General features: G+C 67.6%; 19 protein-coding genes, 1 tRNA gene and 1 pseudogene. 9 read left to right on the top strand and 12 right to left on the bottom strand.

Translation table 11 applies throughout. From position 1 onward, the window contains the following. Window positions 1-8 precede the first annotated feature (8 nt). A complete protein-coding gene (locus tag J2851_RS13770; protein WP_209766862.1) occupies window positions 9-953 on the top strand; it encodes a flavin-containing monooxygenase in 945 nt (314 codons plus the stop codon). Window positions 954-1,402: 449 nt separating this feature from the next. Beyond that, window positions 1,403-1,469 (top strand) — tRNA-Arg (locus tag J2851_RS13765). Between the two features lie 6 nt (window positions 1,470-1,475). Here J2851_RS13765 and J2851_RS13760 read toward each other — a convergent pair. Beyond that, window positions 1,476-1,958, bottom strand: a complete 483-nt coding sequence (locus J2851_RS13760) for a site-specific integrase (protein WP_209766861.1) — start codon at window positions 1,956-1,958, stop codon at window positions 1,476-1,478. A gap of 184 nt (window positions 1,959-2,142) precedes the next feature. Here J2851_RS13760 and J2851_RS13755 point away from each other — a divergent pair. Then, window positions 2,143-2,277, top strand: a pseudogene (locus J2851_RS13755) (transposase domain-containing protein); the annotation flags it as partial. Between the two features lie 37 nt (window positions 2,278-2,314). Here the strand turns inward: J2851_RS13755 and J2851_RS13750 are convergent. The 3 genes from J2851_RS13750 to J2851_RS13740 all read right to left on the bottom strand — a co-directional run bounded on the left by J2851_RS13750 (window position 2,315) and on the right by J2851_RS13740 (window position 3,156). Next, entirely contained in the window at window positions 2,315-2,554 is a 240-nt protein-coding gene (locus J2851_RS13750; protein ID WP_209766860.1) for a hypothetical protein, read from the bottom strand. A gap of 83 nt (window positions 2,555-2,637) precedes the next feature. Further along, a complete protein-coding gene (locus tag J2851_RS13745) occupies window positions 2,638-2,868 on the bottom strand; it encodes a hypothetical protein (protein WP_209766859.1) in 231 nt (76 codons plus the stop codon). Between the two features lie 57 nt (window positions 2,869-2,925). Further along, window positions 2,926-3,156 (bottom strand): helix-turn-helix domain-containing protein, encoded by a 231-nt coding sequence (locus tag J2851_RS13740; protein ID WP_209766858.1) that lies wholly within the window; start codon window positions 3,154-3,156, stop codon window positions 2,926-2,928. A gap of 153 nt (window positions 3,157-3,309) precedes the next feature. On the opposite strand from J2851_RS13740, the gene J2851_RS13735 reads away from it, so the two are divergent. From J2851_RS13735 to J2851_RS13720, 3 genes are all read left to right on the top strand, one after another. Continuing rightward, entirely contained in the window at window positions 3,310-3,789 is a 480-nt protein-coding gene (locus tag J2851_RS13735) for a helix-turn-helix domain-containing protein (RefSeq protein WP_209766857.1), read from the top strand. Between the two features lie 739 nt (window positions 3,790-4,528). Beyond that, on the top strand, window positions 4,529-4,822 hold the full coding sequence (locus J2851_RS13725; protein ID WP_209766855.1) for a hypothetical protein: 294 nt from the start codon (window positions 4,529-4,531) through the stop codon (window positions 4,820-4,822). A gap of 105 nt (window positions 4,823-4,927) precedes the next feature. After that, window positions 4,928-6,862 (top strand): diguanylate cyclase domain-containing protein, encoded by a 1,935-nt coding sequence (locus tag J2851_RS13720; RefSeq protein ID WP_209766854.1) that lies wholly within the window; start codon window positions 4,928-4,930, stop codon window positions 6,860-6,862. 287 nt (window positions 6,863-7,149) lie between these two features. Here the strand turns inward: J2851_RS13720 and J2851_RS13715 are convergent, their stop codons facing one another. Further along, complete coding sequence (locus J2851_RS13715; RefSeq protein WP_209766853.1) at window positions 7,150-7,659, bottom strand: GNAT family N-acetyltransferase; 510 nt, start codon at window positions 7,657-7,659, stop codon at window positions 7,150-7,152. 519 nt (window positions 7,660-8,178) lie between these two features. Between J2851_RS13715 and J2851_RS13710 the strand changes: the two genes are divergently transcribed. Both J2851_RS13710 and J2851_RS13705 read left to right on the top strand, forming a co-directional pair. Beyond that, window positions 8,179-11,496 (top strand): DEAD/DEAH box helicase, encoded by a 3,318-nt coding sequence (locus J2851_RS13710; protein ID WP_209766852.1) that lies wholly within the window; start codon window positions 8,179-8,181, stop codon window positions 11,494-11,496. A 49-nt stretch (window positions 11,497-11,545) separates the two neighbouring features. Beyond that, entirely contained in the window at window positions 11,546-12,346 is an 801-nt protein-coding gene (locus J2851_RS13705; RefSeq protein WP_246500644.1) for an HNH endonuclease, read from the top strand. Between the two features lie 498 nt (window positions 12,347-12,844). Here the strand turns inward: J2851_RS13705 and J2851_RS13700 are convergent, their stop codons facing one another. The 4 genes from J2851_RS13700 to J2851_RS13685 all read right to left on the bottom strand — a co-directional run bounded on the left by J2851_RS13700 (window position 12,845) and on the right by J2851_RS13685 (window position 14,508). After that, the gene (locus J2851_RS13700) at window positions 12,845-13,249 is read right to left on the bottom strand and encodes a Ros/MucR family transcriptional regulator (RefSeq protein ID WP_209766850.1); all 405 of its coding nucleotides are present in this window, start codon (window positions 13,247-13,249) and stop codon (window positions 12,845-12,847) included. Window positions 13,250-13,392: 143 nt separating this feature from the next. Continuing rightward, window positions 13,393-13,782 (bottom strand): response regulator, encoded by a 390-nt coding sequence (locus tag J2851_RS13695; RefSeq protein ID WP_246500643.1) that lies wholly within the window; start codon window positions 13,780-13,782, stop codon window positions 13,393-13,395. Beyond that, a complete protein-coding gene (locus tag J2851_RS13690; RefSeq protein ID WP_209766849.1) occupies window positions 13,769-14,233 on the bottom strand; it encodes a hypothetical protein in 465 nt (154 codons plus the stop codon). Before J2851_RS13690 ends, J2851_RS13695 begins: the two co-directional genes overlap by 14 nt. 32 nt (window positions 14,234-14,265) lie before the next feature. Then, complete coding sequence (locus J2851_RS13685; RefSeq protein ID WP_209766848.1) at window positions 14,266-14,508, bottom strand: hypothetical protein; 243 nt, start codon at window positions 14,506-14,508, stop codon at window positions 14,266-14,268. Window positions 14,509-14,711: 203 nt separating this feature from the next. On the opposite strand from J2851_RS13685, the gene J2851_RS13680 reads away from it, so the two are divergent. Beyond that, window positions 14,712-14,987 (top strand): helix-turn-helix domain-containing protein, encoded by a 276-nt coding sequence (locus J2851_RS13680; protein ID WP_209766847.1) that lies wholly within the window; start codon window positions 14,712-14,714, stop codon window positions 14,985-14,987. Window positions 14,988-15,018: 31 nt separating this feature from the next. On the opposite strand, the gene J2851_RS13675 is transcribed toward J2851_RS13680, so the two are convergent. From J2851_RS13675 to J2851_RS13665, 3 genes are all read right to left on the bottom strand, one after another. Then, on the bottom strand, window positions 15,019-15,426 hold the full coding sequence (locus J2851_RS13675; protein ID WP_209766846.1) for a PTS sugar transporter subunit IIA: 408 nt from the start codon (window positions 15,424-15,426) through the stop codon (window positions 15,019-15,021). 77 nt (window positions 15,427-15,503) lie between these two features. Beyond that, the gene (locus tag J2851_RS13670; protein WP_209766845.1) at window positions 15,504-16,202 is read right to left on the bottom strand and encodes a response regulator; all 699 of its coding nucleotides are present in this window, start codon (window positions 16,200-16,202) and stop codon (window positions 15,504-15,506) included. Then, complete coding sequence (locus J2851_RS13665; protein ID WP_209766844.1) at window positions 16,199-18,922, bottom strand: sensor histidine kinase; 2,724 nt, start codon at window positions 18,920-18,922, stop codon at window positions 16,199-16,201. The genes J2851_RS13670 and J2851_RS13665 overlap by 4 nt, the downstream gene beginning before the upstream one ends. Window positions 18,923-18,931: the final 9 nt, after the last annotated feature.

Below are 18,931 nucleotides of genomic sequence, written 5' to 3'. Positions count from 1 at the left end.
CAGGTGCAATGAACAATCGGGTGTGCCACGCTGTCTCCGGCAGGGCCGCCGCGCGGGACGTCACGGGCAAGCGGGTCGCCCTGATCGGCACCGGCGCCAGCGCCGCCCAGGTCGGGCCGGCCATTGCTGGGGACGTCGCGCACCTCACCGTCTTCCAGCGCTCGCGCCACTGGTGCCCGCCGTACCAGCGCGTGCCGGTGCCGGACGGCGTGCGTTGGGCGTTGCGCCACATTCCGCACTACGCGGAGTGGTTCCGCTTCCGCACCTACTGGTTCACGTCGGACGGCCTCTACCCCGACAGCCAGATAGACCCGGCCTGGCCGCAGGAGGTTTCCGCCTCCGCCCGCAATGAGGCGGTGCGCCAGTACTGCCTGGCGAACCTGCACACCAAACTGGCCGACCGCCCCGACTTGGTCGAGAAACTGACGCCGGACTATCCGGTGTTCGGCAAGCGCATCGTCATGGACGTGGAGTGGCTCAACACGTTGCGCCGCGACAACGTCACCCTTGAGAACACGCCGATCGAGCGCGTCACCGAGGACGCGATCCTGCTGAAGGACGGTCAATCGGTGCCCGTCGACGTCATCATCTGCGCCACCGGATTCGAGATCGCCAAGATGGTCGGCAACATGACCATCATCGGTCGCGGCGGCCGGAACTTGGGCGAAGAGTGGGGCGAGGACGATCCGCGCGGCTACCTGGGCGTGGCGGTGCCGGGCTATCCCAACTACTTCCTGACCGTCGGACCCAGCAGCGGGCCGGCGCACGCGGCCGGCGTGAACCTGATCGTCGAGGCGCAGATGCATTGCATCATCGAATGCCTGGACATCCTGCGGGCACGCCACGCCGTGGCGATGGAGCCAACCCAGCCGGCCGCCGACGTGTTCAATGCCGACGTCGAACGCTTCATGAAAAGCATGGTGTGCTCGCATCCCAAGGCGGACAGCTACTAAAAGAACAGCAAGGGGCGTGTCATCCTGGCGAGCCCGTACCGTCTGGTCGACTACTGGACGATGACCCGGTCTCCGAACCTGGACCATTACGCGTTCAGGTGAGGGCGCCTTTTGGTGATGGGCGCGGGCGGACGGTTATTTGCTAACAGTTTGCGATATGGCGGAACCTGTTGGCACGATACAGGCCCGCGCCCGTCGTCACCTGTGAGCCGCAACGTTCGCCCGACGAGCGAGCGAGTGGAGGTCCGTCGGCATCGCACGTCGATCAGCGCTGTGACGCGGCGCCGTTTTCCCGGCAACGGTACCAAGGAGGTGGCCGGCCCCCCGGGGCAGGGCCGGCCGGCCACGGTTGGCGTATCCCTGTTAACATCCCCGCATTCCTGCTTTCCGCACCGACTTGAGAGCTTCAGAAGCATGAATAAAACAGGAACCGGGTGAGAACACAACGCGGAAGTCGACCATGACGCTGCCCTCCGAAGGCAGAGGTCGTGGGTTCGAATCCCGCCGGGTCCGCCAGTCTTTTCAAGCGGTTATTGTTCTTTTGTCGGAAGGCACGACGCAGCGCAACCCCGTTTTCGTCCCCGCATCGCGTCCAAGCGCCGAATTGCCGGCTTCCGCCATGTAATCAGGGTGGTGGTGACCGTAGACGTCGCGGACGGTGTCCGGGCTCATGCCGACGAACCCGCCCACCTTCCAGAAGTCGAGTCCATCCCACAGCAGCCACGTCACGCAGGTGTGACGCAGAGTGTGGGGGTGGATTGTCGGCTTTTTGACCGCCGTTGGATTGCCGTCCGCGTCCTTGCCGGCGATCGGTTCGTAGAGCCCGGCGTCCACGGCGATGGTCGAAAAGCCCTCCTTCACGTCGCCGACCGGCTGGCCATCGCACTCGACGACGTACTGCCGGGTGATCTTCCGGGCCAGCGTCAGCTGTAAAGGCCGGATGAAGTTTGGTTCTCCCGCATTTTGCGTGATGCCGGTGGTGCCGGACGCCGAGGATGAGCACATGAGGTGAACATCGCAGCAGATTCAGTTCACCGTGACCAAGCGCCTCCTCCCCGTGATCCCCGACGGGCTCTGCGTCGAGCATGTTCTGCCGGAGCCTGACCGCATCATTATCCTCGTCCGCGCCCGACGCCCGTCAGCCCTATGCCCGCGTTGCCACGCGCCGTCGTCGCGCGTGCACATCCTCTACGGGCTGATCACCACGGCGAAGCTGAACGGCGTCGATCCCCAGGCGTGGCTCGCCGACGTGTTGGCCCGCATCGCCGACCTGCCGCAGAGCCGCCTGCCCGAACTCCTGCCCTGGAACTGGAAACCCGCCTGACCGCGGCGCTCACCGGATGCGTACTATCCAAGCGGGGTCAAGGATCCCGCTTTTCCCAAGCGCCGAAATAGGCCCGAAGACGCTCTTCGGCACGCTGGCGGTTCTCGACCGCCTCGCGATAGCTCATCTCGGCCTGCCGGAATACGTCCAGGAAGCGACTGTCCTGCACCGAGGCTGCACGCGCGAACTCAAGAGCCTTGGACGCCGTGTCCTCAGCCCGCCGCATCAAATCCAGAAAATCTCTGAGCTGCGCTTCAAGCAGCTTTCTCGTCGGCATCGCGGTTCCATGGTGCAAAGTGTCCTACGTAAGGATGGCGAACCTCGCTGTCCAGATCAAACCTGACGTTCGGTGTATGCGGCTCAGAATTGATCTCGCCCCGTCCGCTCTTCGGGCGGTGGCGGCAGACGCCGATCAAGTTCCATTTTGATGGCTTCCAGGCCAACCTTCAGAGGGTTGACTTCGTCCTCATTGATTGCCCGCGCCAATGCTGTGTGGTTGGCCGCCCAAACGCTCGACAGTTCTGCATTGTTCAGGCGGGCAAGGCGTGGCAACACCTGCTGGATCTGGTCGGCATGAATCTTGAGTGGCATGACCATTCCGGAAATTTAGCAATCTGAGCACGCCGGAACAAGCGGCGAGCGTGCCGTTCAGGAGCGGCTTTGTATCGGCTGTTCGAGTTCCAACAAGCTCGCCGCACTGACGCCGAGCGCGTCGGCCAGTTCCTTCAGCACGGTGACGGTCGGGTTGCGGGCGCCGCGCTCGATCCCGCTGATGTAGGTGCGGTGCAGCCCCGATTCGAAGGCAAGTTCCTCCTGCGACCAGCCGCGCGAGCGCCTGATCCTCTGCACGTTGAGCCCGACCTGCCTGCGGATGTCCATCCATGCAGAAAGCCGGTGCGCAGCCTATCGGTCTACAGACTATGAGTAACATTTTCTTAGGGGCGCGCACGCTACCGTCCGGGCGAACACAGCCGCCGCGAGCATCGGGGCGGGGGCAGCCCGCAGCCGAACGCACAGCGCAGGAGGTAACTCGTGTCCAACGCATCAGGATCAAAGCACAAGGGCCGCGGCCGTGCGCCGAAGGCCGGCAGCGGCCTGGACAAGGTTGACGAGCATGTCGGCAGTCGGTTGCGGCTGCGCCGCACCCTTGTTGGGCTGTCGCAGACGAAGCTGGGGGAGCGGGTAGGCCTGACCTTCCAGCAGATCCAGAAATACGAGAAGGGCGGGAATGGCATCGCCGCATCGCGGCTCTGGCAACTGGCCGCGGTGCTCGACGTTCCCGTCAGCTTCTTCTTTGACGGCATTCCAACCGAGGATGATCGCACCGCAGAGGCGCTTGACTCAGGAACGCCGATGCCGCCGCTGGGGCGGCGGGAAACTCTGGAATTGGTGAAATGCTATTACCGGATCAAGGACCCGCGCGTGCGCCGGAGGGTCTTCGATCTGGTCAAGGCGACTGTGGGCGCTTTGGAGAACGCGGTGGCACCTCCGCCGGTTTCAGATCCGCCTTGAAACGCATGCCCGGCCCCTTGTCTCCGTCAGCGGCAACAAACTCAATCCCGGCCGCATCGAAGGCCTGGATGAGAGCTTCAACGGTTAGGGTGTTCGCCCTTACGTACCCGTTCATCGACTCCAGCCGCTTGACCGTCGGTTCGGACACCTTGGACGCCTTCGCCACATCCTTCTGTTCCCAACGCAAGCTGGCACGTGCCGCTCTGAGTTGCTCGCCCGTAAGTGATGTCGTTGCTGCCAATGTTGTCTCCCAAGTGTAAAAATATCTATGACGTATTGACTGTCGCTCAGGGGCTATGTTATCCTTCAGGGATAAACGATAAAATGGCCCCGCAGCAAGGGTTCGTGTTAGGCCGGCTGCGCTCAAGGTGGCCGCAGCGCGGACACTTATTGTGTTCATTGGAAGGAGCCAGCGGTGCCCTCTAGAACGCGAGCACCAAGGAGGAGCAAGGCAACAACCCGCACTGAATTGGCTGCGGCCGCTCGCCTGCTGTCGGCTTCTCTATCGGATGGACGGTCAGAGGACCCACTCATCTCCCTTTGGCAGGATTGGCGGGAGACTTTCGCCTCCTCAAAGCAGCTGTGCTGTGAGGCCCAGCGTCTGGAACGGAAACTGGTCGAAAAGATCGGCTTCCCCCGTGTGGAAATCCCCCTCAACGATCACGAGCGCTCCTCGGTTTCGGCTACGGATCCCCGCCAGATCGATTGGGTGCTGGGGAAGGCGCCGGCCACCCGAGCGTTGCGCCGACGCCTAAAGCGCGATCTCGCCGCTGCGCAGGCGCGCTGGGACGCCGAAGCGGCGGCGATCGGTCTCACCAGCGCCGTACAGCGGGAAGCGGCGGCCGACCGGCGGGTGGACGAGTTGCTCAAGGCTGCCTCCCGCACGCCCGCAGGGTCGATCACCGGCGTCATCGCCAAGCTCGCCATCGCGACCGAGTGGAGCGAGCTGGAGCCGGAGGCCGACGGCTACCCCTGGGACTTCATCCGCGGCGTTCTCTCCGACCTCACCACGCTGACCACCAATGGGACATAGCGTATCCGGTCTCCCCACCGGGCGTCCGGCGGGTTATAACCAAGGGGAAAATCGGCTGGGAACTGCAACCATCGCACTGACGTCGGTTGGGAGTGTCGAGATCACTTGACGGCGAACACACGAAACCTCGTTGCCGCGCTGGTCGGATCGGCGGTCGCCGTCACCATCGTCGCCGTGGGCGCAACCACCATCGTCGACCACCGGGCCACCCGCGGGCGAGCCGAGCGGGAGCTGGATCAGCGCACCCTCCTCGTGGCTGAGCACGTCCGGGCGGTGATCCGGACCGACGTCATGCTGCTCGGGCGGGTCGCCGACCACTTCGCCGGCCGGCCGCTGCCGGCGCCCGAGGCGGCGGACGCCGACCGGGGCGCGCTCCGGGCGATGCTCGGGGACGCCGATGGGGTCGAGTCGATATGGGTGTACGACGAGCGCGGCGACGCGGTGCTGTCCACCGCCGAGGACAAGTTGGGCCGGTTCAACGTCGCGGACCGCGAGTATTTCCAGGCGACCAGGGCCGGTGACCGGCTGTTCGTCAGCCCGCTCATCTGGGGGCGCGTGACCGGCGGCTTCTTCTTCGTCGTCGCCCGGCGCCTGGAGGATCCCTCCGGCGCGTTTCGCGGAGTCGCCGTTGTGGGCGTTCCGGGCGACCGGTTCGCGGACTTCTATCGCCGCCTCTCTGGCGACGAGAACGCGTCGGTCGCGGTTCGGAAGCTGAACGGTGATGTCGTCGTGCGCGCGCCTCTGCCCGCCTCGGAACCGCCCAAGGGCTGGCCGGAGGGCTCCTACGTCCACGAACGCTTGGCCGAGGAGGCCGGGGTCTACGAGCGCGTATCTCCGATCGACGGGATCGAGCGGCTGTACGCCTTTCGCCGTCTCGATCCGGAAGGGCTGGTGGTGATCGCCGGCCGTCCCGTGGACGCGCTGTTCGCCGGCTGGTGGTCGCGGAGCGTGCTGGTCTATGGCCTCGGTGGCGTCGGCGTCGGGCTCAGCCTGGTGCTCAGCATCCTCGTCCTGCGCCGCGCGCGCCAGGAGGCCGACGCCCTGCGCGATGCGCTGCGGGCCGTGCGGGAGAGCGAGGAACGCTTCGACTTGGCGGTGGCCGCCACGACGGACGGCATCTGGGATTGGGACCTCCGCACGAACAAGGTCCGCCGGACAGCCAGGATGAAGGGACTGTTTGGCTTGGCCGACCACGAGATGGGCGACGATTCCCAGGAGTTCTGGGACCGCCTGCATCCCGCCGATGCCCCGACCCTTCGGTCCGCTGTGCAGGCGCACCTGGAACGGCGGTCCGAGCAGCTCGAAGCGGAATGCCGGGTGCTCCACGAAGACGGTTCCTGGCGGTGGCTGTTCGTCCGCGGCCGGGCGCAGTTCGACTTCGGCGGAAGTCCGTTGCGCATGGTCGGCATGATGACCGACGTGACCGAACGGCGGGAACGCGAGTTGCAGGTGCAGGCCGCTCACCAAGCGGCCGAGGAGGAGAAGGAGCGCGCCCGGCATGCGGCCAACCACGACCCGCTGACCGGGCTGCCCAACCGCGCGTACCTCACCGAGCGCTTGGCGGCGCTGGCTGCGGCCGCGGCGCCGGACGGCGGGCGACAGGTAGTGATGCTGCTCGACCTCGACGACTTCAAGGGGGTCAACGACACGCTGGGGCACCCGGCCGGCGACGAGCTGCTGCGGATCGTCGCCGGCCGGCTCCGGAGCTGCCTGCGCGACGGTGACTTCGTGGCCCGGCTGGGCGGCGACGAGTTCGCCGTGCTTGTACCGTCGCTCTGCGGGACGGCGTGCGGCACGCTGGCGCTGGCCGAGCGCATCGTCGCCACGGTGGGACAGGAGGCGGTCATTGCCGGGCAGCCGGTGCGGGTCGGCTGCTCGGCCGGCGTGTCGGTCTGGAAGGCGGCCGAGCTCGAGCCGGAAGAGGCCATCCGACAGGCGGACGTCGCGCTCTACGAGGCGAAGCGCACCGGCAAGAACCGGGTGGTGCTCCAGGGATGCGGGGACCTCCCGTCTCCCTGTTGCCGCAACGTCCCGGCCTGATCGATTGCTGTCGCCCCGTCCACCGTTCCGGCGGTGCCCGTCGGCCGGCGGTCTGCGCTCTCCAGCGATATCGTCCGCCTGTGCAGGGCGCGCATCGGGTCCATGGGCGTGCCGCCAACCACGGCCGTTCCCCCGTACCCTTCAGAATGAGGGGCACGCCGACCTTGCGGTTCGAGGCCGCTTCGGTCGGCGAGCGGAGCGCCCTACGCTCGAAGGCAGAAAGGACGGTGCGGGACAGGGTGGCTAACGGCAGCATCATCACCCGGGCATCCTCGAGGATCCCGCGTTTACGGCCGCCAACGGAGCTGCCAGTCGGTTCGGTCTCTGGTGCTCCGGACTTTTCGGAACCCAGCCTTCTTCAGAAGATGGACCATTGCGGTCGACGGTGTGAAGCACCGTGCGAACAGTCCCCGGTTCCTCGGGTCCCTGCGCATGTCCTCGCACATCGTGTGGAGCACATGGCGCGCGATGCCTTGCTTGCGCGCCTCTTCGACGATCGAAAAGAACCACAGCTCCACCACTCCCGGGTCGAGCGTCCCGTCGACGCGCTGAGCGAGGAAGCCGACAGGCCGGCCATCCTGCTCGATGAGCACGAATTGGGCGAACACCCCCAGGATGTCCGCGCCGCTGGCGACGGAGAACCGCGGTTGCCGGATCATGGCCTCGATCGCCTGCGCGGCCGGCATTCCAAGGGACCGGTAGTGGCCTCCTGCCAATCCGTCTTCATAGAGCCGACCAATGAACGGCGCGTCTGCGGGCGCCGCCTTTCTCATTGTGATGCCTTCTACGCCGGGCATGCTGAGTTCCCTTGAGGATCGGTTTTGCTTCACAGCGGACTGTACCGTACGGGCTTGCCGCCCGCCTGCTCGACAGACACCGTTTTTCGTCGTCGTTCGCAGGGCGGCGCGCCGACGCCCGGTCCGCTCGGCATCGCAGTTGGCTGGTTTGCCGGCCATCGCCGGCGTTCCATGCGCACCCCGTCTTTCGTGTCGCTCTGCGCCGCTTCGCAGACGGCCGGGTTCGACGGGAAGGGTGTGGGCCAAGGTGGCAACGGCAAGGCTGGCGACGGAAGGGCAATATACGGCCGAGCGAAGGCGGCGTCCGTTCCCGTTATGAAAGAAATGCATCGGTGCTGTGGGCGGATTCGTGCGAGGTGTCCGTGAGGTGGCGGTGGCGCAAGTTGTATTCTCGAAGGCCATGGTGCAGTCTGCCGGAAGGTGGACATCCCAAGCAAGGGGGGCTGTGCCCATATCAGCCACCCCTGTCACCGGGCACCGTTCATCGGACGTGGACATGACGCCCTTGGGTTCAATTTGATGCCTCTCACTCCTGATCCGGTTGCCCTGCTGAACGCTTGGCTGGCGCTGGAGGCCTTGCAGCCGCAGACATTTCCAAAGCAGGAGGACCTGATCAGCGATGAGCCGCCGCGCCGGAATCGTGGCGAGCCTCGCAAGACGCCTCCCCGTCTGCTGCTGCCGTTCGACGTCCGGTCCGGCCAGATGCCCTGGGACAGCCCGGCGGGTGATCGGGTGGGGTTGAAGCTCTCCGACGAGGAGACCATCCGCTGGTATCTGCCGGTGGCCTTCGCCAAGGTGAAGCCTGCGGTCGACCTGCTGGTCAGAAACGTCGAGCCGGATGGTCCGGAGCGGGAGCAGGCGTCCGGGGTCGCCGTGCTGGCCCTGGCCTCCTTCGATGAACGGGGCTTCCCATCCTCCAAGGTGCTGCTGTCGAGTTTCGGGTGGGCATGCGGAGAAGTCCTGGCCGACCGGATATCCGGCTTGCACCGGTACCTGGACGTCCAGGACGAACTGTGCCGCGAGATCGGAGACGCGCTGGTCGAACGCGCCGAGGAAGGCTGCCAGATCCCGACGACGAGGCGGGGCTTCGTCCTCGGCATGAGCACGCTGGAGCGGCTCTTGAACCTGCCGAAGGAGGTGCTCGAGCGGCCGAGGATCGCCATCCGCGTCATCGGGGACGGCGAGAAGGAGCCGGTCGACATCATCAACAGCTTCTTCCTCCGCGACCTGCACCGCCTCCGCACCGTCGTGCAGGCTGGCGGGGGCGGGGCGACGCTGCAAACCTATCTCGGGCAACGGCCGCCCCCGCATCGCCGCGACGTGCTGGCCGACAAGGCGCTGCTGGAGGATCTGCTGGCGCCCAGGCAACTGCCGTTGGCCCGCTGGCCGGCGCCTCCGCCTGCCAAGCTGGTGACGTTGCAGCAGGCGGCGGTGAACGCCGCCGTGCGCGATCTGGCGGACGGCGGCGTGCTCTCCATCAACGGGCCGCCCGGCACGGGCAAGACGACGCTGTTGCGCGACGTCATCGCCGCCGTGGTTCTCGACCGGGCCGACGCGCTGCTCGGGTTCGAGGATCCGGCATCCGCCTTTGCGCCCGTGGACCTCATTGCCGAAGGGGGGCGCCGGCAGACGCTTCACAGGCTGGACGACAGGTTGCGGGGGCGCGGGATCGTGGTCGCGTCCTCGAACAACGCCGCCGTGCGGAACGTCAGCGCCGAACTGCCTCTCGCCGGAACGGTGGCGCCGGATTGCGCAGCCCGTCATTTTCCCGGCACCGCGGACGCCGTTCACGGCAAGGAGGGGAGTTGCTGGGGGCTCATCGCCGCGGTGCTGGGCAACATGGCCAACCGCACGGACTTCGTAGAGGACGCCTGGTGGCATCCGGATTGGGGGTTGGAAAAGTACCTCGCCGCGGTGACCGGGCGGGTGAAGCGCGATCGGGCGGGCGCGCCGCCCCCGATGATCGTCGAGGCCGAAGCGCCGCCGCGGAACAAGGCGGCGGCCATGGAACGCTGGCGGCAGGCCTGTCTTGACTACCGGGAGAAGCGCGCGGCCGTCGCCGGCATGCAGACGCTGCGCGAGCAGATCCGCATGGCGCTGTGGTCGGCCGCGTCGGTCCAGCAGGCCATGGACGATGCCGAGGCGGCGCACCGTGCTGCGGTTGGAGACGCGGACAAGGCACGGGAGACCCGCCGGGCGGCGGAGCTGGCGCTGGCCCGGCTCGATGCCGCCGTCGCCGATGCGCGCCGCCTGCTCGATGGCAGCACGGCCCTCCAGCCGGCTCCTGTTTTCCGCTGGCTCGGTCTGGACGCCCGCTGGCGGCGACGGCAGGAGGAGGCGATGGGCCTGTTGCGCCGCACGCTGGCCGACCAGGATGCGGCCCGGGCCGAACTGCTTGCCGCGGGGACCCGCGCGGAAACGGCGGACGCGCAGGCGAGGGCGGCTGAGGCCGCGCTGACGGCCGGCCGGGAACGCTGGGCGCAGCTGCGCGACCTGGAGGCCCGGTGTCCGGATGTCTGCGCGGGCACCCAACTCGGCCCGACATTCTGGAGCGGTTCCCATGAGGCCATTCATACTGCCAGCACCTGGGCGGATCCTGACTTCACGGCGGCGCGGGATGAGATGTTCGCCGCCGCCATCCGTCTGCACCGCGCGTTCATCGATGCCGCCGGCGGGCCGATGAAGTCGAACCTCGGGCTGATGATGGATCACCTCAAAGGCAAGCGCACGCCGTCCGGCGCCGACGCCCACCTTGGAGATCTGTGGGACAGCTTCTTCCTCGTGGTTCCTCTTGTCTCGACGACGTTCGCCTCGTTCGACCGGCTGATGGATGGAGTGGGCGAGGGAGCCATCGGCTGGCTCATCGTAGACGAAGCCGGCCAGGCGACGCCGCAGGCTGCGGCTGGCGCCGTGTGGCGGTCGCGGCGCGCGCTCATCATCGGCGATCCGCTGCAGATCGAACCGGTCTCGAAGGTCCCAACGGGCCTCGTCCGGGCGATCTGCGCCAGCTACGGTGCGCACCCCGATCTGTGGGCGGCGCCGCGGGCGTCAACACAGACGCTCGCCGACGCCGTCAGCCCGTTGATAGCCCGTATGGGCGAGGGTGCCGATGTCCGGGAGATCGGCCTTCCGCTTCTCGTGCACCGCCGCTGCCAGGATCCGATGTTCTCGATCTCCAACGAGATCGCCTACGGGGGGCTGATGGTGCATGCGGCGGGGGATCCGGCGTCTCCCATCGCCGACGCCCTGTCGCCGTGGCTTGCCGGCAGTGCCTGGATCGACGTCCGGTCCAATGCCGAGAAATGGAGCAAGGCGGAAGGCGAGGCGGTCGTCGATCTCCTGCGGAAATTGAGCGTGCAGGGCATTCGGAAGCCCAGCCTGTACATCATCACCCCGTTCCGGGCTGTGGCGGACAAGCTCAGGAGTTTCGTGCTCAAAAGCGGCGTTCTCGACGAACTGGGCATCGAGGGAAAGAAGCCGAAGGACGACTGGGGAAAGGCGCACATCGGGACGGTCCACACGTTCCAGGGCAAGGAGGCGGAGGCCGTGCTGCTGGTCCTGGGGGCGTCGGCGGAGACCAGCCGCGGGTCGCGGACCTGGGCGGGCGGGACACCGAACATCCTCAACGTCGCCGCCACACGGGCGAAGAAGGTGATGTACGTCGTCGGCTCCCACGCCGCCTGGGCCGGTGCCGGCGTGTTCGCCGCTGCCGCCACAGCCCTTCCCGTCGTGCGCTGGCCGTTCGATGCGCATGACGTCACCGGCGAGACCGATGAGATGCCCGTTGAACGGGATGCTGCCGACGATTGTGAGGACATGGTGCCGCTTCCCGGCTGACATTCGCTCTCGTGTTCTGTGAAGCGCCGCGGCTGGGTGAGGTGAGGCGATGAGATGCATCTGGTGCAAGAAGGATGACCAAGCCCCTTCCGTGGAACACATCATTCCCGAGGCTCTGGGGTGTCCGGACGGTTTTGTCCTCACGGGCGGTACCGTCTGCCGTGCGTGCAACAACAACCTGGCAAGCCTGGATCGGGCGGTGATCGATGATTTCGACGTTCCCGCTTTCCTGGCGGGCATTCCTCGCAAGGGTGGCCGGCCGCCTGCCATTCTGAATCGCGGGAATGTCAGGGCAACGGTCGGCCGGCGAGGGCCCCAGATGTCCTTCAACATGGACAGGCACCCGGTTCGGGCACATGACGGGGCCGCTTTGCCTCCGGTTGGCGGGTCGAGTCGGAACATCCGTGCTTCGTTCGAACGCAGCGGCAGAGTTGGGACGGTATCCTTCTCCACCGAGATCGGCAGAAACCCCAAATTCGTCCGGGGGATCGTCAAGATTGCCGTTTCCGCGACGGCTTATTTCCTTGGTTCGGATACGGTGTTGTCGCCTGATTTCGATGGTGTCCGCGATTTTGTGCGTAACGGCTCAGGAGCAAGGCAAATATTGATGCTGATGGGCGAAGGCACGTCGTACTTCAATCAAGTGTCTCCGCCTTTCGTGTCGGAAGCCGGTGGTTGCGGTATCGGATTTCGGTTGGCCCATATGGACTTCCTGGTCGATATGAGTCCCGACTGCTCTCTTTTTCCCGTATGGAAGGCGAAAGCTCTGGAACTGTACGGGGAAACAGGATGGACATACTTGCCGCCGGAGCGTGCCGGAAAATCCGAGCCAAGGAAGCGCAGCAGGTGAAAGCGCGCAGGCAAGGCTCCTTCCCCGCGGCCCGGGACCGCGTCAGCGGCGCCGTTCGATTCCCAGCCGGAGGCACCGCAATCCGCAGGCCGCGTGTTCGTCGATCGGATTCATCACGGCCGGGGCGAAGCGGGCGGACACGGCTGGATGGGCTGCCTTCGGTGGAGATCACTGCCGATCCCCTGCCTCGAAACGCGGCAACAAGCTTGCCGGGCTGACGCTCAGCGCGTCGACCAGTTCCGTCAGCACCGTGCGAGTCGGGTGCGGCTGGCGCGTCCGACCCGGTGCGAGTCGGCTGCTCGGCCGGCATATCCGGTGTGGACGCAGGCCAAGCTGGAACCAGAGGAGGCGATGCGGCAGGCGGATGCCGCCCTGCACAAGGCGAAGCGGACCGGCAAGAGCCCGGCGGTGCTCCAGGGGCGCAGGGACCCGCCCCAATCGGTGTGCGGCGATGGTGCGGGCTGACCATTCCCGCCGATGTCCCCGGTACCCGCACCTTTACCCCATGTTCCGCGGCCTCCGGCCGATCCGCCCAAGCCCCCGCGCCTTGGCCATCGCCGAGCGGTCCGCCGCGTAGTTCGGGGCCGTCATCGGGTAGGCGTCCGGCAGGTTCCAGCGCGCCCGGTACTCCTCGGGCGTCATGCCGTAGACGGTCCGCAGGTGACGCTTCAGCGTCTTCAGCTTCTTTCCGTCTTCCAGGCAGACGATGTAGTCGGGCGTCACCGACCGGCGAATCGGCACCGCCGGCTTGCGCTCGGTGGGCGCCGGTGCGCTCGGCTTGCCGGCGCTGTCCAGCGCCCGGCGCACGGTTGCGATCAGGGATGGCAAGTCACCGATCCCGACGCGGTGGTTGCGGACGTATGCGGCGACGATCCTGGCCGCCTGCTCGATCACGTCAGTCATGACGCGGGGCGCTCCATGAAGAGGTTGCATACGTGAGTATGAGTTTTTACGCGAAGAGGCGGCAAAACCATAGCGGAAAAAGGGCTTCTGTCCTGTGGACGCGATGTGGAAGCACCTTGCCCAAGCCTTCCGGCCCTAGGGAATCATGATGCCTCCAGTGCGGCGCGGAGTGCGGCGAGAATCGGCTGGGGGCTCAGCGGCTTGGCTACGATGATGGTGGACGCCGGCGTGCCGTGTCCCAGCCCAGCAAGGTCGCGGACATCCGGCGTGCCCGTCATGACGATCACCGGCAGCAGCGGGCGTGACGACCTCAGGCGGCGGACCAGCGCCGCACCATTCAGGTGCGGCATCTGCAGATCAGTCAGCAGCGCGTCGGCCGGATCCTCAGCCTCGAAGGCGAGGGCGCGCAAGCCGTCGTGGGCCACCGTTACCCGATAGCCGGCGCCCTCCAGGATTTCCCGAAGCGCCCAGGCGACCAGCACCTCGTCTTCGACGACGAGGACGTGGACGGGTTTGCCTTCATCCATCGCCATCGCGTCCCCTCCCGCCGGCGTCGGCATCGGATGTCGTGCGGGCCGTTGCCCCTCGCCGTGCTCCCACACTCGTTTCAAGTTCGCGCTCCATCGCCGCGATCACGCTCAGCCGGCGGCTCACCTCGGCCCTGTACGCTTGCAGCACCTCCGGGGCGTGCCCCGTCGGGCGCCGGCTGGCCGCAAGCACCGCCCGGGTCAGGGCGGCCAGCGTGTCGAAGCCGAAGCTCACGGCCAGCGACAGCAGCGCCCTCGCGTCTTGATTGATGCGGTGCCAATCGGGCGGTTCGTCCTGCGCCGACCGCAGCCGCCGGATCAGTTCCTCCTTAAGCCCGGCAAGGACGTCACGGAAGGTATCGTGCTCCAGGTCGCGCCGGAGAATGGCAAGGATCGCTTCGTCGTTCGCTGCGGTGGTCTGCGGCATGGTCGGCCCGGCTGTCATGTGGAACGGCATGGACGGTGCGTCATGGCGTGCGTGCTGCCCATCTACTGCCATCCGCCTCCGGCCACGAAGGCCCGAACGGCCTCGAGATCGTCCTGCCAGCACCGGGTGCAGGGCAGGGGGACACCGAAGCGTTCCGCTTCGCCATAGATCAGCTCCTTGATGACGACCGCGCGCCAATAGCACTCCACCGCGGCCGGAATGTCGGCGGGGCACAAGGCGTCGCCATCGTCCATGCATCGATCGTACTGCCGGATCAACGCCGCCAGTTCCCAGACGCGCGGCATCGCGTCTTGCCTCCATCGTGCTTTCTCCACACCGGTACCACGGCGGCCAGCGTGGTCCTGCCTGCCCACGTCACGCGCGCCATGAAGCCGGGAAGAACATCGGGACCCTTGCAGCCGGAGAGTGTAGCCGGTTGCCTATGGGAATGCGACCAAAATAGTCGTCTCTGTGGCGCGCGAGGGGCGTATCGGGAATGTGATCCCTGATGATCACATCCAGGCAAATTAGGGCCGCGCGGGCTCTCCTCGGGTGGACGCAGGAGACGCTTGCAGACGCGGCTCTGGTCGCCCTGACGGCGCTCAAGCGGCTGGAGTCGGACCGCCTCGGGGTGCGGGACACCACGCGGGACGCCGTCCGCAAGGCGCTCGAGGAGCACGGCGTCATCTTCCTGTCCTCGGCTCGCGGCCTCGGCGTCATGCTGGTCGATCAGCCGGAGAATGCAGGCAAAACAGGCAGCGAGTCCCCACCTCCGGTTCCGTAAAAACGCGTGTAGCCCGGATCGGCCGCGGGTTTCAGCAGTCACCACCTCCTGCCATGGCAGAATAGAGTGCCGCCGCATCCACTGACCGGCGCAGGTGGGCCAACACGGTCGGGTCACGCAGCCGGCGCGAAACGCACGCCAGCGCATGCAGATGCTCATGCGCAGCCCGTGGCGGCCCCAGCAACAGGAAGACGAGATCCACAGGCTGATCGTCGACAGCATCGTTTGTGATGTGGCGCTCCAGGCGGGCGAACAGCCCGAAGAAGCGGCCGATCCCGGGAACGCGCGCATGCGGCAACGCCACGCCGCTGCCCACACCGGCCGAGCCCAGCGCCTCGCGCTTTTCGAGTGCCTCCAGGACGGTTGATTGCGGCAGGCTGGTCGCGGCAGCGGCGTGGCCGGCAAGCTCCGAGAGCAGCCTCCGGCTTGTCCGCTGCAACCAGCTTCGCGATGACGCGGTCGGGCGTCACAAGGTCGCCAAGGTCCATGAACGGGTCTTTCGTTTGACCGCCCGCCTCACTCCGGCGCGCGCAGGCGGTAGCCGACCCCGGTCTCGGTCTGGATGTGCCAGGGGCGGTCGGGGTCCGGCTCGATCTTCTGGCGCAGCTGGCGGATGTAGATGCGCAGGTACTGGATGTCGGTCTCACCGCCCCAGACCTCCTTGAGGATGAAACGGTGCGTCAGAACCTTGCCGGCGTGCGCCACCAGCAGACGCAGCAGGTCGTACTCGCGCGGCGACAGCTTCACCTCGCCCCCGCGCACCGTTACCAGCCGCCTCACCAGATCGACCGCCAGCTCGCCGCAGCGGAACACCGGCCGCTCGCCCTGCTGCTGCAGGCGGTGGCGCAACGCGGTGCGCAGGCGGGCCATCAGCTCGTCGATACCGAAGGGCTTGGTGACGTAGTCGTCGGCACCGAGGTCGAGCGCCTCCACCTTGCCGGCCTCGTCCGTGCGGCTGGACAGCACGATGATCGGCATGGTCAGGCCGTCGCCGCGCAACCGCCGGATCACCTCCTGCCCGTCCATGCCCGGCAGGCCGAGGTCGAGGACGATCAGGTCCGGCGTACGGCGGCGCACCTCGTCCAGCACCCTGGCGCCGTCCTCCGCCTCGGTGACGTCGTAGCCCTGCGCGGTCAGGCTGGCGCGCAGGAAACGGCGGATCGACGGCTCGTCATCGACGACGAGCACGCGCACCGGTGCGGTGTCGGATTTCATGGCGACGCCTCCTCTTCGATCCGGGGCGGGTCCGCGGCGGGAAGCGACAGGGTGAACACGGCACCCGCCCGGTCCGTCCGGTTCCCGGCGGCGATGGTACCGCCCATCGCCTCGACGAAGCCGCGGCAGATGGCGAGGCCGAGGCCGGTGCCCGCCCGCTGCCGGTCCTGCGCATGAACACGGTAGAACTTGTCGAAGATCCGCTCGAGGTCCGGCGGCGGGATGCCGTCGCCTTCGTCCTGGACCTCGATGCGCACGCGCTCCCCCTCCCGCCGCGCCCGCACGTCGATCCGCGAGCCGGGCGGCGCGTACTTGGCGGCGTTGTCCAGCAGGTTGAACAGCACCTGCTCGAACAGCACCGAATCGAGGTCGAGCATCGGCAGGTCGGCGGCGAGATCGACCTCCACGCGGTGCCCGGCGAGGATCGCGCCGGCCCGCTCCAGGGCACTGCCGACCACCTCGGCGAGGTCGACCGGGCCGGTGCGCGGCCGGATCGCCCCGGACTCCAGCCGCGTCATGTCGAGCAGGTTGGCGATGAAGCGGTTCAGGCGCTCGGCCTCCTCCTGGATGGTCGCCGTCAGCTCCTTGCGGCCCGCCTCGTCGAGCATCGGCCCGTAGCTGTTCAGGCTGGTGGCCGAGCCGAGGATCGAGGCCAGCGGCGTGCGCAGGTCGTGCGAGATGGAGGTGAGCAGCGCCGAGCGCAGCCGTTCGGTCTCCGCCGTCAGACGGGCGCGGTCCACGTCCTCGGCCAGGTTGACCCGCTCGATGGCGAGCGCCGCCTGGTCGATCAGCGCGTCGAGCAGGCGCCGCTGGTCGGGCGTCAGCAGGGCGCCGGGCTTGCCCCCGCCGGCGTCGGTGTCGATGCCGACCACGCCCACGGCGCCGCGCCCGGTCCGCATCGGCAGGAACAGCCACTTGGCGCCGGGCAGCGTGTCGGCGCCGGCGCCGGCTGGCCGGTTGTTCTCCCACGCCCATTTCGCCGCCGCCAGATCCGCGTCCTCGATGACGTCCTCCGGCGGGTAGCCGGCGCGAACCGCCACCGTCTCGCCCTCCGGCAGAAGCACCACCACGCGCACCTTGAGCATCGCGGCGATCTGGTAGGCGGTGGCCCACAGCAGGTCGTCCATGGCGGCGACGCCGGCCAGCTTGCGGCTGAACCGGTAGAGGTCCTCGGTGGTCTTGGCGCGCTGGCGCGCCGTCACCGCCTGGGCGCGCACCCGCGCCGTCAGGTTGCTGGCGATCACCGCCACGACCGCGAAGAAGAACAGCGCGACGATGTTCTCGGGGTCGGCGACGGTGAAGGTGTGCAGCGGCGGGATGAAGAAGAAGTTGAAGGCCAGCACGCTGACCAGGCTGGCGAAGAGGGATGGTCCCAGCCCGCCGGTGACGGCGCTCGCCAGCACCGCGGTGAGGAACACCAGCGCGATGTTGTTGAGGTCGAGCACGAGGCGCAGCACGTGGCCGGCGCCGAGCGCCGCGGCGACGTAGCCGGTGCCGGCCAGATAGGGCAACCACTCGACCGGCGTGCGCGGCACCGGGGCGGTCCTGACCGTCTTCGGCGGAATCGGGTCACCGGCGTCGCCGGCGATCACGTGCACGCTGATGTCGCCGGCGCAGCGGATCAGGTCGTGCGCCACCGAGCCGTGCAGCAGCTCCGACCAGCGCGACCGGCCCGACTTGGCGATGACGATGTGGGTGACGTTGTTGGCCCGCGCGTAGTCGACGACCGTGGACGCCACGTCGGTTCCGGGGATGGTCACCGCCTCGCCGCCCAGCCGCTCCACCAGCCGCAGCGCGTCGGCGATGCGGTCGCGGCCCGCTTCCGCAAGCCGAAGATCGCGCGGCGTCTCGACGTGGACCGCCGTCCAGTGGGCGCGCAGCCGCTCCGCCTGCCGCCGGGCGTAACGCACCATGGCGCCGACGTTCGGGTCCTCGTTGACGCAGACCAGCAGGCGCTCCCCGGCGGCCCAGGGGCCGGCGATCGCGTGTGCCTGCATGTGGGTGAGCAGCTGTTCGTCCACCCGTTGCGCCGTGCGCCGCAACGCCAGTTCGCGCAGCGCCGTCAGGTTGCCGGGCGAGAAGTAGTGGCGGATCGCGCGCTCCGCCGTGCGCGGCACGTAGACCTTGCCCTCCTTCAGCCGCTGGAGCAGGTCGTCCGGCGCCAGGTCGATGACCTCGATGTCGTCGGCGCGGTCGAGGATGGAGTCCGGCACCGTCTCGCGCACGCGCACCCGCGTGATCTTGGCGACCACGTCGTTGAGGCTCTCGACGTGCTGGATGTTCAGCGTGGTGTAGACGTCGATGCCGGCGTCCAGCAGCTCCCCGACGTCGAGGTACCGCTTGGCGTGGCGGCTGCCGGGCGCGTTGGTGTGGGCCAGCTCGTCCACCAGGGCGAGCGCCGGCCGTCGGGCGAGGATGGCGTCCAGATCCATCTCGTCGAGCGCGTGCCCCTTGTAGTCGATCCGGCGGCGCGGAACCACATCGAGCCCGGCGAGCAGCGCTTCGGTCTCCGGGCGGCCGTGGGTCTCGACGATGCCGACGACGAGGTCGATGCCCTCGCGGCGCTTGGCCTGCGCCGTCTGCAGCATCTCGTAGGTCTTGCCGACACCGGGTGCTGCGCCGAGGAAGATCTTCAGCCGACCGCGCTCCTCCCGCTCCGCCTGACGCAGCAGGGCGTCGGGCGAGGGGCGGGCGGTGCGGTCGGACAGCTCGTCGGTCATGCCCGGCAG

This window comes from Azospirillum rugosum, from assembly GCF_017876155.1.
Classification (GTDB): domain Bacteria; phylum Pseudomonadota; class Alphaproteobacteria; order Azospirillales; family Azospirillaceae; genus Azospirillum; species Azospirillum rugosum.
Note: the sequence above shows the minus strand (reverse complement) of the source record. Positions and strands in the feature narration are given on the sequence as shown.